We start from the raw sequence: 14,560 nt of genomic DNA on the forward strand, positions 1-14,560 counted from the left end.
AATTAAAATTATTTATTTTTTACTTTATCAACCATGGCTTTGGTAACAACTGTACCATTGTTTCCCCATGAGTTATAGACATAAGTTAATACGTTTGCAACTTCATCAGAAGACAAAGACTGACGTGTCATAACACTGTTATACTTTTCACCATTCACAGTAATTTCTCCAGTTAAACCGTGTAATACAATATCAATGGCTCTATTAACATCAGCATTTAAATAATCTGATTTTGCCAACGGAGGAAATGCATTAGGAATACCTTGACCTTCGCCTTGGTGACATGCAAAACAGGTTTGCATATAAGCTTGTTTACCAAACTCCATTTGTTCTTCGAAAGATTTTGCAGGAATCTCAGATTCTACAATCTCGTCTGTAGTAGGCATGGTTTGAATTCCAGGACCTTCAGGTAAATAAATATCGTCTCTTATTTCTCCAGAATAGATTTTCTTATCCTCTTCTCCTTCTACTTTAAGCATACCTAAAGCTCCTTTATTAAAAGCTCTGAAAATAGAATGATCTACCAAAATTAAAGTTCCTGGAACATCTACTCTAAACTCAACAATGGCAGCTCCACCTGCAGGAATTAGGGTAGTTTGGACATTTTCATTAATTAAATCGCCTCCTTCAACGTGAACTTTATCGAAAATCTCACCAATAACATGGAATGAAGACACCAAACCAGGCCCACCATTACCTACAAAAAGTCTAACAGTTTCACCTACTTTAGCTGTAATAGCATTATCACCTGTTAACGAACCTACGTTACCATTAAACACTACATAATCAGCTTTTTCGTCTACAGCTTTTTGCATATCGAAAGGCTGTAATCCTCTTTCACCATTAGCACCTTTAGTATAAAAATCTCCTTGCATGACATAGTATTCTTTATCAACTGGTTCTAAACCTCCTTCTGGCTCAACTAAAATAAGTCCATACATTCCGTTAGCGATGTGCATCCCAACAGGAGCTGTTGCACAATGGTAAACATACAAACCTGGATTTAATGTTTTAAAAGAAAACACTTTTACGTGGCCAGGAGCAACAAAAGAAGACTCTGCTCCACCACCAGGTCCAGTTACAGCATGTAAATCGATGTTATGAGGTAATTTGTTATCTGGATGATTTTGTAAGTGAAATTCCACTTCGTCTCCTACTCTAGTTCTAATAAAACTCCCTGGCACAGAACCTCCAAATGTCCAGAAATTATACCTTACGCCATTTGTTAATTCGCCTTCTTTTTCAAGAATTTCCATTTTTACAATAAGCTTTTTTGCTTTTCTAGCTCCAATAGGTGTTGGCACATGTGGCGGAGCTGTTAATTCTGCTAACATTTCTTGATTTACTGGAATTTCTGAAGCATTTGCAGTCTCTTCTTTTTTATCGTTAAAACAAGCGATAAAGAAAAAAGGTGTCAATAGTAAAATCACTATTCTTACTATTTTTAATTTTCTGTTTGGTTTTTGGTTTGTTTTCATGAATAAAGTATTTAGTGTTTTCTAATTTAAATTTTTAAATCGGATAATTTAATCCTAATTATTATATATGCAAATATAATAGACAGACTATAACAAAAACATGATAAAAATCATGAAATTAATTTATGGAAACTATATCTTTGAATCTCTAAAATATAAAAAAACGATATGAAATACCCAATAATCTATCTCTTTGTTTTTTTTACAAGCTTCGTGTTTGCACAAAAAAATAACACAGCTATTATTTACTATAACAGTGGTGAATCGAAACAGTTTTCTAAGGCACAATTAGCTATTAATTCTGAAGGTTTTATTACTGGGATAGAAACAAAAACCACTACTAATCAAAACCAAGTAATTAACTTGGTAGGAGTTTCTAAAGTTAATTATGAAGGTACAATTTTTACGGTAAAAACAGCTAAGAGTAAACCTTATTTATTTGAAACAGTAATATCTGGCTCTCTTTCTTTATACAAAAGTGGAGAACATTACTTTCTAGAAAATGAAGAATATGGATTTAATGAGATTGAAAGAAAGAAGCTTAATGATTTAACTCTAGGAGCGTTTAACTACGGTCCAATATCTCTGTATATAAATAAATGTTTAGAAGCTCAAGAGCTTGCATATAATAAACATGTTTCTATTATTCTAAGCAACTTAAAATCCATTATAGAAGTTTATAACAACTGTAATTTAAGTGAAGAAACACAAATTGCATCAAATGTTATGAAAGAAGCAAATGCTTCTTCTGAAACTATTGAAGTTGGTGTTAATATTGGTTATAATTTTTTAAACACATCTTTTGAAAATTTTTCTCCAGGAGTTACAAATAATTACGGAGCACCAACTATTGGAGCACAAATATATTTTAATACCAATATGTTAAATGAAAATATTGGCTTTATACTTTCTGTGGACTATTCTTTTCCAGAAGAATTTGAATCTAATGCCAACAATGTTTTTATAAAATCAAAATTATCCTATATAAATTCTATGATAGGTTTTCGATATACTATTAATAATGTAAGTAAAACCTTAAGACCTTACTTAGGTTTTAATGGAGGGATTATATTTAATTCAAATTCTTATGTCATTATTCAAGAGGCTTCTGTAGGTTCTACTGCTATAAGTTTTGAAACAACAAACAAATTGGTCTATAATGTAGGGCTTGGAACTTATATTCATTTTGGAAAACAAAAAATCGATTTTAATCTATCATATCAACCTGAAAATAAATTTGTACTTCTTTCTAATAACACTTTTTACGTTAATGAAAGCTTTTACAAACTATCTGGTTTTCAACTAAAAGCGACTTATGTATTTTAATTTCCAATAAAGACAACTATTATTTTTTAGAGTCGCTTATAAAAGCGACTCTTTTTGTTAACAAGTTCCGTTTTTTATCCTCATAAATAATTGTATTTTTACCGATACCAAAAACCAAATCATTAATGGGTAAAATCATAGCAATTGCTAACCAAAAAGGTGGCGTTGGAAAAACAACAACTTCTGTAAACTTAGCAGCTTCTTTAGGTGTTTTAGAAAAAAAAGTGCTACTTATAGATGCCGATCCGCAAGCAAATGCAACATCAGGATTGGGAATTGATGTAGAAACTGTTGAAATTGGAACCTATCAACTACTCGAACATACCAACATTGCAAAAGAAGCTATTGTTAAAACAAGTACACCAAATTTAGATGTTATTCCTTCTCATATAGATTTAGTAGCTATAGAAATAGAATTGGTTGATAAAGACGAAAGAGAGTACATGCTAAGAAAAGCATTACAAGACATTAAAGACGATTACGATTATATATTAATTGATTGTGCACCTTCTCTTGGCTTGCTTACATTAAATGCTTTAACAGCAGCAGACTCTGTCTTAATTCCAATTCAGTGCGAATATTTTGCATTAGAAGGATTAGGCAAACTATTAAACACCATAAAAAGTGTTCAAAAAATACACAACCAAACTTTAGACATTGAAGGATTGTTACTAACCATGTACGATTCCCGATTACGTTTATCTAATCAGGTTGTTGAAGAAGTTCAAAAACATTTTAGTGATATGGTGTTTCAAACCATCATTCAAAGAAATGTGAGACTAAGCGAAGCACCAAGCTATGGTGAAAACATAATTAATTATGATGCTAGTAGCAAAGGTGCAAGTAATTACTTAAGTTTGGCAAAAGAACTTATTATTAAAAACTCCTAAAAATGGCGAAGGCAACAAAAAAACAGGCTTTAGGTAGAGGATTATCGGCTCTTTTAAAAGACCCTTCAAACGACATCTCTTCAGTTCAAGATAAAAATGCAGATAAAGTTATTGGCAGTATTGTTGAATTAGATGTCGATTCTATTGAAATAAATCCGTTTCAACCTAGAACCAATTTTAACGAAGAAACCTTATTAGAGCTAGCTTCTTCTATTAAAGAATTAGGCGTTATTCAACCAATAACTGTTCGTAAATTAGAATTCAACAAATTTCAATTGGTCTCTGGAGAACGACGTTTTAGAGCATCAAAATTAATAGGGTTACAAACCATTCCTGCATATATTCGTATAGCTAACGATCAAGAGTCGTTAGAAATGGCTTTAGTTGAAAACATTCAGCGACAAGATTTAGATCCAATCGAAATTGCTTTGTCGTATCAAAGATTAATAGATGAAATAAATTTAACTCAAGAGCAAATGAGCGAACGTGTTGGTAAAAAACGTTCCACCATTGCCAATTATTTACGCTTATTAAAACTCGATCCAATTATTCAAACTGGAATGCGAGATGGTTTTATTTCTATGGGTCATGGTCGTGCCATTATTAATATTGAAGACCAATCGGTTCAATTAGATATCTACGAAAAAATTATTTCAAACAAATTATCTGTTCGAGATACTGAAACATTAGTAAAATCGTACCAAACAGACAATACAGTTAAAGTCCCAACAAAAAAACAAGAACTTCCTAAATTCATAAAAAAAGGAGCTAAAGAATTTTCAGAATACTTTGGTCATAAAATAGACGTTAAAGTTTCTAAGAATGGCAAAGGGAATATTAGTATTCCGTTTCATTCCGAAGAAGATTTTAATCGCATTATAAAACTTGTTAAACGTGCCAAATAGATTTGTAATCATATCTGTGTTTTTATTAGCATTTTGTTTTTCAGCTTTTGCTCAAGAAGGTGAAAAAGAAAAGAAAAAGAAAAAAAACTCCATCACTCCTACTGAAGAGCTTGTAGTAGAATCTGCCTCTATTATAAAAGAACCCATAGATCCATTATCTCCTGCTCGTGCAGCATTTTATTCTGCTGTTTTACCTGGTTTAGGACATGCTTACCTTAAAGAATATTGGAAAATCCCAGTTATATATGCCGGACTTGGTGCAGGAATTTATTTCTACGTTAATAATAATAACGAATACAACCGTTATAGAGACGCCTATAAACGTCGACTAGCCGGTTTTGAAGACGATGAGTTTTATGGAACCATTTCGGATGATGGCCTACAAGATGCTCAAAAACAATTTGGTAGAAATCGAGAAATTTCACTTTTAGTAACCATTGGCATTTATGCTCTTAATATTATTTGGGCAAATGTGGATGCGCATTTATTGCAATTCAATGTCGACGACAACCTGTCTCTAATGCCTCATTATCAATTAAATGAATTTGATAATAAAGGAGATCTAGGATTAACTTTAAACTTCAAATTTTAACTCATGAAAATAGCTTTACTTGGTTATGGAAAAATGGGTAAAACCATTGAAGACATAGCATTACAACGTGGACATGAAATAGTTATTAAAACCTCAAACGAAGATGGTTACGATATTTGTCTCGCAGATGTTGCAATAGATTTCAGTGTGCCTAAAGCTGCTTTTTTCAATATCGCTAATTGTCTTAAACATAAAATACCCGTAATATCAGGAACTACAGGTTGGCTTGATAATTACGAAAAAGCAGTTGCGTTATGTAAAGAAGAAAATGGCGCTTTTCTTTATGCTTCCAATTTTAGCTTGGGTGTTAATGTCTTTTTTGAACTAAATAAAAATTTAGCAAAAATGATGAGTCTCTTAAAAGAATATAAGGTATCTATCGAAGAAGTTCACCATACCCAAAAACTAGATGCACCTAGTGGCACAGCAATTACTTTAGCTGAAGGCATTGTTACGGAACATTCAGAATATTCTAATTGGATTTTAAACGAAACAAAGGAAAAAGCCATCCCTATTACAGCAAAAAGAATAGATGCTGTTCCAGGTACGCATAGCATAGATTACACAAGTATAACCGATAGCATACAAATAAAACATACAGCCCATAACAGACAAGGGTTTGCTCTTGGAGCAGTTATAGCTGCCGAATGGATTCTTGAGAAGAAAGGCGTCTACACTATGAAAGATGTGTTAAATATTGGTTAATACTATTAAATAAAGTAACATTTGTAGGTGTTTAAGCACTTATAAAAACAAAAGATAAAATTATGACATTTACGCAATTGTTTATTTTCTTGTTAGTCATTCAATTGATCCATGGATTAGGAACTTGGAAATTATATATTAAAGCTGGCAGACAAGCGTGGGAGGCTTTCGTTCCTATTTACAATGCCGTTATTTTAATGAAAATAATAAACAGGCCTTGGTGGTGGACTATTTTACTTTTCCTTCCTATTGTCAACCTTATTATGTTTCCTGTTGTTTGGGTTGAAACGGCAAGAAGTTTTGGTAGAAACTCAACTACAGACACTATTCTGGCAGTAGCCTCTTTAGGGTTTTATAATTATTATCTTAACTATTTTACAGATGTAAAACACTTAGAAGATAGAAGTTTACATCCTAAAACTGCTGCTGGAGACTGGGTAAGTTCCATTCTATTTGCCATTGTAGCAGCAACTATTGTGCATACGTATTTTATTCAGCCATACACCATTCCAACCTCTTCATTAGAAAAATCTTTATTAGTAGGAGATTTTCTTTTTGTAAGCAAATTTCATTATGGAGCTCGTGTACCAATGACCACTATTGCAGCTCCTATGGTTCATGACACCATTCCTTTTTTAAAGAAAAAATCGTATTTATACGACGATCATTTAGAGAATAAAAATACGGCATTTGTAAATAAGTTGTCTTTACCTTATATGCGAATTCCCGGTTTTCAGAACATAAAACGTAATGATATTGTGGTATTTAATTGGCCTGTAGACACCATGTTAAATATGCGTTACACAGATAGAAACCGATATAAGCCCATCGATAAGAAAACAAATTATGTTAAACGTTGTGTTGGCTTACCTGGAGATTCTTTAGAGATTCGAGATGGGTTTGTTTATATAAATGGTAAGCAAAATGAATTACCAGACAGAGCAAAATTACAATTCTCTTATAAGATTGAAACTAAAAGTGGTCCTTTTAATAACGACCAATTAACTAAAAGATACGACATTACAGATTTACCTCAATACAGTCAGGATTATTCAATAAGCTACTTTCCTGGATTAACAGATGAAACTTTAAATCAGTTTAAAAATCACCCAAATGTTAAGAGTGTCGAGCCTCTTAAACGTGAAAAAGGACAACGTGAAGCAAGTGTTTTTCCTCATGATCCTAATTACGATTGGAATAACGACTTTTTCGGCCCTCTTTATATACCTAAAGCAGGCACTACCATCGACTTAAATTTAAATGTATTACCACTTTATAAACGTGTTATTACTGAATACGAAGACAACAAACTTCAAGTAAAAGGAAACCAAATTTATATTAATGATAAATTAGCGACCAATTACACCTTTAAAAAAGATTATTACTGGCTTATGGGAGACAATAGACACAACTCACAAGATGCTAGATCATGGGGATTTGTGCCATTCGACCACGTAGTTGGAAAACCTGTATTTATTTGGATGAGCTGGGATAGATTTGGAAAACCACGCTGGGAACGTTTCTTTACAACTGTTCATGGTAGTGGAAAAGCGACATCTTATTTAATTCCGTTTTTAATTTTATTGGCCGCTTGGTTTGGATTTAGTAAGTGGAGAAAACATAAAAAAGCGAATGCTTAAAATGGTTTTGATGGATAGGTGTTAAGTCGATGAAAATCACTGTTTTAAACACAACTTAACAACAAACAACTAAACATATGAATATTCTTATTCATCCAACATATTTTCCTAACGTGGCACATGTTGCTGCTATGGCTCTTGCTGGTGATGTTGTTTTTGAAATGGACGATAATTACCAAAAGCAAACCTACAGAAACAGGACATATATCTATGGTGCCAACGGAAAATTACTCTTAAATATTCCAATTATTCATTCACAAAAAGAAAGGCAAAAATATCGCGATATTAAAATTTATAATGCTGAAAACTGGCAAACTGTCCATTGGAAATCTCTTGAAGCAGCTTATAGAACGTCTCCTTATTTTGAATTTTACGAAGACGATCTTTATCCATTATTTACAAAAAAAGCAGACTATCTATTAGATTTTAACCTAAAGTGTATGGACATTGTTTTCGATTGCCTACAACTGGATTTAAATATTTCAAAAACAGATACCTATCAAAAAACAGTTGAAGACAAAACGGACTTTCGATATTTGGCAAACGCAAGAAAAGAAGTTTCCTATAACTTTGAAAGCTACATACAAGTCTTTGATGACAAGCATGGCTTTATTCCTAATTTAAGTATTTTAGATTTGTTATTTAATGAAGGAACAAACGCCTTAAATTATTTAGAAAATCAATTTAAATATTTGTAATGCTGCAAACTATTATACATTATGGCATTCATTTTTTGTTTCCTTTGGCAATAGCACTTTTCTTTTTTAAAACACATTGGAAAACAGCTTACCTGGTCATGATTTGTGGTATGTTTATAGATTTAGATCATTTACTTGCAGATCCTATATTTGCCCCAAATAGATGTAGCATCAATTTTCATCCGTTACATAGTTATTATGCTATTGCTATTTATTTCCTATTATTAATTCCAAAGAAAACAAGAATTATTGGGTTAGGATTAGTTATTCACATTTTAGCTGATACTGTAGATTGTATGTTTATGGAATTAGTTTGAAACAAATTTCAGACCAATAATAGAAGTAATTAGAGTCAATAAAAAGAAGAGTCTCCAAAAACTAGCTGGTTCTTTAAACACAAAAATTCCAACAAGAACAGTTCCAACGGCTCCAATACCTGTCCAAACAGCATAAGCCGTTCCAATAGGCAACTCTTGTGTTACTTTTACCAATAAATACATGCTTATAGCCAAACATATTAAGAACCCAACATACCAAGAAATCATTTCGTTTCCTGTTGTTTCTTTAGCTTTCCCTAAACATGCAGCAAAAGCCACTTCAAAAATTCCAGCAATAATTAATAAAACCCAATTCATTTTACACAATTTATGGTTGAAGTTTAAAAGTTGCTAACGATGGATAATGATCTGAATACTTATTATCAAACGTTTTAAAATCCGTAATTTCAAATGCTTTATCGGCAAAAATAAAATCGATTCTAACAGGAAAAAATTTAAAATCGTAAGTTCTTCCAAAACCATTTCCAGCCATTTTAAAAGCATCTTTTAAGTTCCCTTTTATTTCTTTATAAACATACGAAAAAGCGGTATTATTAAAATCGCCACAAATAATCATTTTATAAGGAGATAGCTCTTTATGTTTTACAAATAATTCGGCTTGAAATTGCTGCATTTTAAAAGTATGCTCAACACGTTTTAAAAGCCTATCGGAATCTTCTTGCTTTAACTTTTCAACATTTGCATCTATACCAAGCGATTGTAAATGTACGTTGTAGATTCTAACAGTGTCTTGCCCTTTAACAATATCAACAAAAATGGCATTATTAGAGGTCTCCGGAAATTCAACAGAACCAGAATTTATAATGGGATATTGTGAAAAAATAGCCTGTCCATTCAGCACCTTCTTTCCAGACAGTTTTTCAAATTTGTATTTAAAAAAAGATAAATCAACGTTTTTATGTGGATGATATTCCTGCAGACTTAAAACATCTGGAGATTTTGATTTGATAAAATCAATCATCTTAGTTTCTACTTCTTTTTCTGGAATCCATTCGTACAAATTAAACAATCTCACATTATAACTCATAATGGAAAGATCTGAATCATTTGGTGCTTTATCTGAAGATGAAAATTTATACAGCGAGCCTAAAGAAAAATAGCCAATAACTAGAACTAGCAATGAGAGTAATAGTTGTTTTTTTACCTTAATTAACCAGTAAATAAAAAAGAGAACATTGGTTAAAATTAAAAAAGGAACTCCTAGACTCAAAACGGAAAGTATTGCAAATGTTTTAGGTGGGAAATAAGGTAATATATAAGATAGCAAAAGCATGGTTGCAACTAAAGCATTAACAACATAAATTATTTTATCAATAAGCTTTAGGTTTTTCATAAATACAACTTATTATTTACCTGCTTTAAACAAAAATTCTTTCTCTTCTTTTGTCAAGCTATCATAACCACTTTTGCTAATTTTATCTAAGATGACATCAATTTTTTTCTGTTTATTAAACTCTTCGAACTCTTGTTTAGCATAGCCAGCAACCTTGCTAGATTTTCTTTTATGGACTGTTTTTAATGGTGATTTTTTAGATTTTTTAAACAAACTAACAAACCAATCCATAATTCGTTCAAAGCCTTTGCCTATATCATTTCCTTTCTTTAATTGAACAGCATAGAAATATCCTAATAATGCACCTCCTAAGTGGGCAATATTACCTCCAGCATTCAATCCAAATAAACCTAAGAAATCTATAATTACAATAGCTACGCCAAGATACCAAAGTTTTAGATTAAACATAAAAAACCTGACTTCCATGTTTGGCATATAAGCACATAAAAATATTAGCAAGGCTCTAACAGCAGCCGAAGCACCTACCAACCTACTATCCCCATCAAAAAAAGAAGGCAATACATTATAACCAAATAAAAACAGTAGTCCTCCAAAAATGGCTCCAAGAAAATAGATATTCAATCCAAGTTTTACAGGAAATAAATTAGCAAACATGCGTCCAATAAAATAAAGCCAAAGCATGTTAAATAAAATATGCCAAAAATCGTAATGCGTAAATGCATAAGTAATAATGCTCCAGGGTTTTAATATAAATTCTGTAAGACTACTTGGCAACTCTAACCAGCCTAAACTTCCACTTACATTAAATGACACCTTAATAATTAAACCAATGAAAAACACAAGCAGATTAACTGCTATAATTTTTTCGAACACATTTAAATGCTGAAGCTTATCTTGTATGTCTTTATTAAGAGAGGTCATAATTAGTCCCAACGATTTTTATTAAACTGTGTTTTTTTCCAATACCACATGATTAGAAACCCTGTTAAAGCACCTCCAATATGTGCTACATAAGCTGTGTTACTTGGACTAAAAAACGATTGACCTGTAATTGCTGAAATTAAATCTAAAGCAATAATTCCTGGAATAAAGTATTTTGCTTTTATGGGAACAGGTAAAAAAATCAACATCAATTTCGATTCAGGGTATAACATTCCAAAAGCAACTAAAACTCCCATGATAGCTCCAGATGCTCCGACCATAGTACTATTAAAGACACCTACAAAATTTTGAAGCTGGTCTTGGTTTAAAAATTGATTCCAACGCGTGTCGTACACGCTATAACCAGATTTTAAAGTTTCTAAAGTTTGAGCTTGATCGAAACCTGCTCCATTAAGAATGTCCATTCCAGAAATAAACCTGAAATAATAATAGCCTATCATACATAAAGCTGCACCTAACCCAGATGAGATATAAAAGAATAAGAATTTTTTGGCTCCAAAACGTTCCTCAACTGCAGTGCCAAACATCCAAAGCGCAAACATGTTAAAGAAAATATGCATAAACCCTCCATGCATAAACATGTGTGTAATTATTTGCCAAGGCTGAAATGCAGCATTCTTAGGAAAATGTAAGGCAAACCAATCGTAAAACAAGGTACCACCTCCTATTGTAAGTGTACCAATAAACATAATAACATTTATAATAATTAAATGTTTTACGGTATCTGTAATTTTGTTCATCATGATAAAAAAATACTTAAATAAATTTTCTCTCTAATTCATCTACACTTAACGTAATGAAAGTCGTTTTATTTGTTGGAGACATATTTGGTTCTTTACAACCAAATAGACTATTAACTAAATGTTCTTGTTCCATAACAGAAAGTGATTGTCCTGTTTTTACTGCCAAACTCTTAGCCATTGATTTAGCAAGCAAGTCTGTTGAGCTAAAATTACTGTCAGGAACTTCGTTTTGAATATCGTTTATAAGTTGTTCTAAAATAACCGAAACCTCGCTCTCAGGAACACTTACCGGAACACCTGAAACCTCTATACCTTCTTTCGAAATCTTTGAAAACTGAAATCCTGTATGCTCTAAATCTTGTTTAACTTGTTTAATAATTTCTATTTCCTGAGTTGTAAAATGAAGCTGAACAGGAAATAATAATTGCTGACTCATGCTTTCTTTTACAGTAATATGCTGCAGGAAATCTTCGTATAACACCCGTTGATGAGCTCGATGTTGATCGATAACCAACATGCCAGATTTAATGGTGCTAATAACATATTTATTTTGAAGTTGAAAAGTTGTTTGTTTGGTTTCAACTTGAGAACCATCTTTAAAAATAGACCCCGTTTGTTCTTGACTTTCAAACTGAATGCTACTAAAATCCTGTTGCGTCTGGGTGCCTTTAGATTCTAATCCTACATATAAACTATCCCAATTTGCTGGGGTTTGTTTTTTAAAGGCTGTGGTTTGTCTTCCTGAAAATTGTTTTTCTTGAAACGGGTTAAAACTTCTGTCAACCTCTATTTTTGGTGTATTCGGACTATTTAAATCTTTATAACTATAAGGTGTATCTAAATTTGCATCTCTTTCAAAATCTAAAACTGGTGCAATATTAAACTGTCCTAAACTGTGTTTTACTGAAGCTCTTAAAATGGCATAAAGTGTATGCTCGTCATCAAACTTAATTTCAGTTTTTGTAGGATGAATATTAATATCAATGGTTTTAGTATCTACCTGTAAATTTAAAAAATAACTGGCATGCGTATTATCTTTTAAAAGTCCATCGAAAGCAGAAGCTATTGCGTGATTTAAATAGGCACTTTTAATAAATCGATCATTTACAAAAAAGTATTGTTCCCCTCTAGTTTTCTTAGCATATTCAGGTTTACCAACAAATCCTGAAATTTTAACCACTTCGGTTTCTTCGTTTACTGGTACTAATTTCTCATTGGTTTTGGCACCAAATATATTTACAATGCGTTGTCTGTAATTACTCTCGGGAAGATTAAATACTTCGCTTCCATTATGATACATCACAAACTGAATGTTTGGATGTGCTAATGCAACTCTATGAAATTCGTCAATAATATGGCGTGTTTCTACCTGATTAGACTTTAAAAAATTACGTCTTGCCGGAATATTAAAAAACAAATTTTTAACGGCAATAGAGGTTCCTTTCGGTGTGACAATAATGTCTTGCGAAACCACCTGACTGCCTTCAATGACTAATTGGGTACCAACCTCGTCTTGTTCTTGTTTAGTTTTAAGTTCCACATGAGCAATAGCAGCAATACTTGCTAAGGCTTCACCTCGAAATCCTTTGGTGTGAAGTTGAAATAAATCTTCGGCAGAACGAATCTTTGAAGTAGCATGACGTTCAAAACTCAAACGTGCATCAGTAACACTCATCCCTAAACCATTATCAATCACCTGAACTAAGGTTTTGCCTGCATCTTTTATAATAAGTTTGATGGTTGTAGCTTTCGCATCTATAGCATTTTCCATTAATTCTTTAACCACAGAGGCAGGACGTTGAACAACTTCTCCTGCTGCAATTTGGTTTGCTACATGATCTGGTAATAACTGTATAATATCTGACATGAGCGCTTTAAAAGAAAATGGATAAATCGAATTCTATAATAAAAAGGAAGATTAAAACTAGAATAGCAATAATAATTAAAACACGCTTATTTACGGTTCTATCTGCATTGTTTTTATAATCGTCGAGAGCAGAAACAAGCTTGCCCTTCAATCCTTTATTACTTCCAACAGTTGTTCTAAATTCGTCGAACTTGTGTTTAATTTCATACGGATTTCCTTCACCCTTATAATGTCTTGGTGTATAACTATATGTTTTATTTTTTCTTGTTTTAAAAATACCCATACTATCTTCTATTCATAACCACTTAATATATACAAAAGCACTAATATAGCTATCAAAAATAAGACCATATATAATGGAGAGGTTAAAATGCTGTTTTTTCGCTCTCTGGTTCGTTTTAACGCTTGCCATTTTGACTGAATATCTTCTTCAGGATGAACCGTACCATCTTTCTGATAGGTTGGCTTGATGTTAAATTGTCTATTCTTTTTGAATATTGTCACTAGAAATTTTGTTATACTTCAAATGTACTTAAAATACAAAGAAATAACGGTTTAGAACTGCCAAAAATTGTTAATAAATGCTTCTGAAAGTTTCGAATTAAAAGCGAAGCATTAGGTATAAATACATTAGGGTTTTGTATTAAGGTCTGCCATTTTTATGGCGGCTATTGCTGCTTCTGTTCCTTTATTTCCATGTTTACCACCAGAACGATCAATAGCTTGTTGCAGATTAGTATCTGTTAGTACACAAAAAATTACAGGCACATTGTGTAGAATATTTAAATCTTTGATGCCTTGAGAAACTGCTTCGCAAACAAAATCGAAATGTTTAGTTTCTCCTTGAATAACACTTCCAATAGCAATAACAGCATGGACGCTTTGTTCTTGCATTTTTTTACTACCAAAAATAAGCTCGTAGCTTCCAGGAACATTCCAACGTATAATATTTTCTAAAGCAACACCATTTTCTATCAAAGCATCAATTGCACCTTGGTACAGACCTTCAGTAATGGACTCATTCCATTCTGAAACAACAATCCCAAACCGAAAATTTTTCGCGTTTGGGATTGTTGTTTTATCGTATTCAGATAAATTGTTGTTTTCTGTTGCCATGTTTACTTACCGAAAAATCGGATAGA

Annotated in this window: 17 protein-coding genes; 8 read left to right on the forward strand and 9 right to left on the reverse strand. The window is 32.2% G+C overall.

Translation table 11 applies throughout. The features are described 5' to 3' along the window. Positions 1-8: 8 nt before the first annotated feature. Positions 9-1,478 (reverse strand): copper-containing nitrite reductase, encoded by a 1,470-nt coding sequence (gene nirK / locus ACI5KZ_RS09235; RefSeq protein ID WP_109308967.1) that lies wholly within the window; start codon positions 1,476-1,478, stop codon positions 9-11. Positions 1,479-1,646: 168 nt separating this feature from the next. Here nirK and ACI5KZ_RS09240 point away from each other — a divergent pair, with 168 nt between their 5' ends. From ACI5KZ_RS09240 to ACI5KZ_RS09275, 8 genes are all read left to right on the forward strand, one after another. Then, a complete protein-coding gene (locus ACI5KZ_RS09240) occupies positions 1,647-2,804 on the forward strand; it encodes a hypothetical protein (protein WP_406847487.1) in 1,158 nt (385 codons plus the stop codon). Between the two features lie 125 nt (positions 2,805-2,929). Then, complete coding sequence (locus ACI5KZ_RS09245; RefSeq protein WP_109308969.1) at positions 2,930-3,694, forward strand: ParA family protein; 765 nt, start codon at positions 2,930-2,932, stop codon at positions 3,692-3,694. A 2-nt stretch (positions 3,695-3,696) separates the two neighbouring features. After that, the gene (locus ACI5KZ_RS09250) at positions 3,697-4,599 is read left to right on the forward strand and encodes a ParB/RepB/Spo0J family partition protein (RefSeq protein ID WP_109308970.1); all 903 of its coding nucleotides are present in this window, start codon (positions 3,697-3,699) and stop codon (positions 4,597-4,599) included. Beyond that, the gene (locus ACI5KZ_RS09255; RefSeq protein WP_109309125.1) at positions 4,589-5,191 is read left to right on the forward strand and encodes a DUF5683 domain-containing protein; all 603 of its coding nucleotides are present in this window, start codon (positions 4,589-4,591) and stop codon (positions 5,189-5,191) included. The genes ACI5KZ_RS09250 and ACI5KZ_RS09255 overlap by 11 nt, the downstream gene beginning before the upstream one ends. Before the next feature lie 3 nt (positions 5,192-5,194). Beyond that, a complete protein-coding gene (gene dapB / locus ACI5KZ_RS09260) occupies positions 5,195-5,896 on the forward strand; it encodes a 4-hydroxy-tetrahydrodipicolinate reductase (protein ID WP_109308971.1) in 702 nt (233 codons plus the stop codon). A 62-nt stretch (positions 5,897-5,958) separates the two neighbouring features. Then, complete coding sequence (lepB, locus tag ACI5KZ_RS09265; protein WP_406847488.1) at positions 5,959-7,536, forward strand: signal peptidase I; 1,578 nt, start codon at positions 5,959-5,961, stop codon at positions 7,534-7,536. Between the two features lie 77 nt (positions 7,537-7,613). Next, positions 7,614-8,234, forward strand: a complete 621-nt coding sequence (locus ACI5KZ_RS09270; RefSeq protein WP_109308973.1) for a WbqC family protein — start codon at positions 7,614-7,616, stop codon at positions 8,232-8,234. Then, positions 8,234-8,551 (forward strand): DUF6122 family protein, encoded by a 318-nt coding sequence (locus ACI5KZ_RS09275; protein WP_109308974.1) that lies wholly within the window; start codon positions 8,234-8,236, stop codon positions 8,549-8,551. The genes ACI5KZ_RS09270 and ACI5KZ_RS09275 overlap by 1 nt, the downstream gene beginning before the upstream one ends. On the opposite strand, the gene ACI5KZ_RS09280 is transcribed toward ACI5KZ_RS09275, so the two are convergent. The 8 genes from ACI5KZ_RS09280 to ribH form a co-directional block, all read right to left on the reverse strand. After that, positions 8,543-8,869 carry a multidrug efflux SMR transporter gene (locus tag ACI5KZ_RS09280; RefSeq protein WP_109308975.1) on the reverse strand — a complete coding sequence of 109 codons (327 nt, stop codon included), beginning with the start codon at positions 8,867-8,869 and terminating at the stop codon, positions 8,543-8,545. The genes ACI5KZ_RS09275 and ACI5KZ_RS09280 overlap by 9 nt on opposite strands. 10 nt (positions 8,870-8,879) lie before the next feature. Further along, entirely contained in the window at positions 8,880-9,905 is a 1,026-nt protein-coding gene (locus ACI5KZ_RS09285) for an endonuclease/exonuclease/phosphatase family protein (protein ID WP_406847489.1), read from the reverse strand. Positions 9,906-9,917: 12 nt separating this feature from the next. Then, on the reverse strand, positions 9,918-10,787 hold the full coding sequence (locus ACI5KZ_RS09290; protein WP_406847490.1) for a rhomboid family intramembrane serine protease: 870 nt from the start codon (positions 10,785-10,787) through the stop codon (positions 9,918-9,920). 2 nt (positions 10,788-10,789) lie between these two features. Continuing rightward, positions 10,790-11,548, reverse strand: coding sequence for a rhomboid family intramembrane serine protease (locus ACI5KZ_RS09295; protein ID WP_109308978.1), 759 nt, complete (start codon positions 11,546-11,548; stop codon positions 10,790-10,792). Positions 11,549-11,564: 16 nt separating this feature from the next. Next, positions 11,565-13,418, reverse strand: coding sequence for a DNA mismatch repair endonuclease MutL (gene mutL, locus ACI5KZ_RS09300; RefSeq protein WP_406847491.1), 1,854 nt, complete (start codon positions 13,416-13,418; stop codon positions 11,565-11,567). A 7-nt stretch (positions 13,419-13,425) separates the two neighbouring features. Further along, the gene (locus ACI5KZ_RS09305) at positions 13,426-13,701 is read right to left on the reverse strand and encodes a riboflavin synthase subunit beta (RefSeq protein WP_109308980.1); all 276 of its coding nucleotides are present in this window, start codon (positions 13,699-13,701) and stop codon (positions 13,426-13,428) included. Between the two features lie 8 nt (positions 13,702-13,709). After that, positions 13,710-13,922 carry a hypothetical protein gene (locus ACI5KZ_RS09310; protein ID WP_406847492.1) on the reverse strand — a complete coding sequence of 71 codons (213 nt, stop codon included), beginning with the start codon at positions 13,920-13,922 and terminating at the stop codon, positions 13,710-13,712. 126 nt (positions 13,923-14,048) lie between these two features. Then, positions 14,049-14,534, reverse strand: a complete 486-nt coding sequence (ribH, locus tag ACI5KZ_RS09315; RefSeq protein WP_109308982.1) for a 6,7-dimethyl-8-ribityllumazine synthase — start codon at positions 14,532-14,534, stop codon at positions 14,049-14,051. Between the last annotated feature and the right edge of the window lie 26 nt (positions 14,535-14,560).

The sequence above is a fragment of the Xanthomarina sp. GH4-25 genome (genome assembly GCF_045363175.1).
In the GTDB taxonomy this organism is placed as follows: Bacteria; Bacteroidota; Bacteroidia; order Flavobacteriales; family Flavobacteriaceae; genus Xanthomarina.

Coding starts and splice junctions, on each gene's coding strand:
- nirK (WP_109308967.1), bottom strand. CDS start 1,478: ATGAAAACAAACCAAAAACCAAACAGAAAATTAAAAATAGTAAGAATA.
- ACI5KZ_RS09240 (WP_406847487.1), top strand. CDS start 1,647: ATGAAATACCCAATAATCTATCTCTTTGTTTTTTTTACAAGCTTCGTG.
- ACI5KZ_RS09245 (WP_109308969.1), top strand. CDS start 2,930: ATGGGTAAAATCATAGCAATTGCTAACCAAAAAGGTGGCGTTGGAAAA.
- ACI5KZ_RS09250 (WP_109308970.1), top strand. CDS start 3,697: ATGGCGAAGGCAACAAAAAAACAGGCTTTAGGTAGAGGATTATCGGCT.
- dapB (WP_109308971.1), top strand. CDS start 5,195: ATGAAAATAGCTTTACTTGGTTATGGAAAAATGGGTAAAACCATTGAA.
- lepB (WP_406847488.1), top strand. CDS start 5,959: ATGACATTTACGCAATTGTTTATTTTCTTGTTAGTCATTCAATTGATC.
- ACI5KZ_RS09270 (WP_109308973.1), top strand. CDS start 7,614: ATGAATATTCTTATTCATCCAACATATTTTCCTAACGTGGCACATGTT.
- ACI5KZ_RS09275 (WP_109308974.1), top strand. CDS start 8,234: ATGCTGCAAACTATTATACATTATGGCATTCATTTTTTGTTTCCTTTG.
- ACI5KZ_RS09280 (WP_109308975.1), bottom strand. CDS start 8,869: ATGAATTGGGTTTTATTAATTATTGCTGGAATTTTTGAAGTGGCTTTT.
- ACI5KZ_RS09285 (WP_406847489.1), bottom strand. CDS start 9,905: ATGAAAAACCTAAAGCTTATTGATAAAATAATTTATGTTGTTAATGCT.
- ACI5KZ_RS09290 (WP_406847490.1), bottom strand. CDS start 10,787: ATGACCTCTCTTAATAAAGACATACAAGATAAGCTTCAGCATTTAAAT.
- ACI5KZ_RS09295 (WP_109308978.1), bottom strand. CDS start 11,548: ATGAACAAAATTACAGATACCGTAAAACATTTAATTATTATAAATGTT.
- mutL (WP_406847491.1), bottom strand. CDS start 13,418: ATGTCAGATATTATACAGTTATTACCAGATCATGTAGCAAACCAAATT.
- ACI5KZ_RS09305 (WP_109308980.1), bottom strand. CDS start 13,701: ATGGGTATTTTTAAAACAAGAAAAAATAAAACATATAGTTATACACCA.
- ribH (WP_109308982.1), bottom strand. CDS start 14,534: ATGGCAACAGAAAACAACAATTTATCTGAATACGATAAAACAACAATC.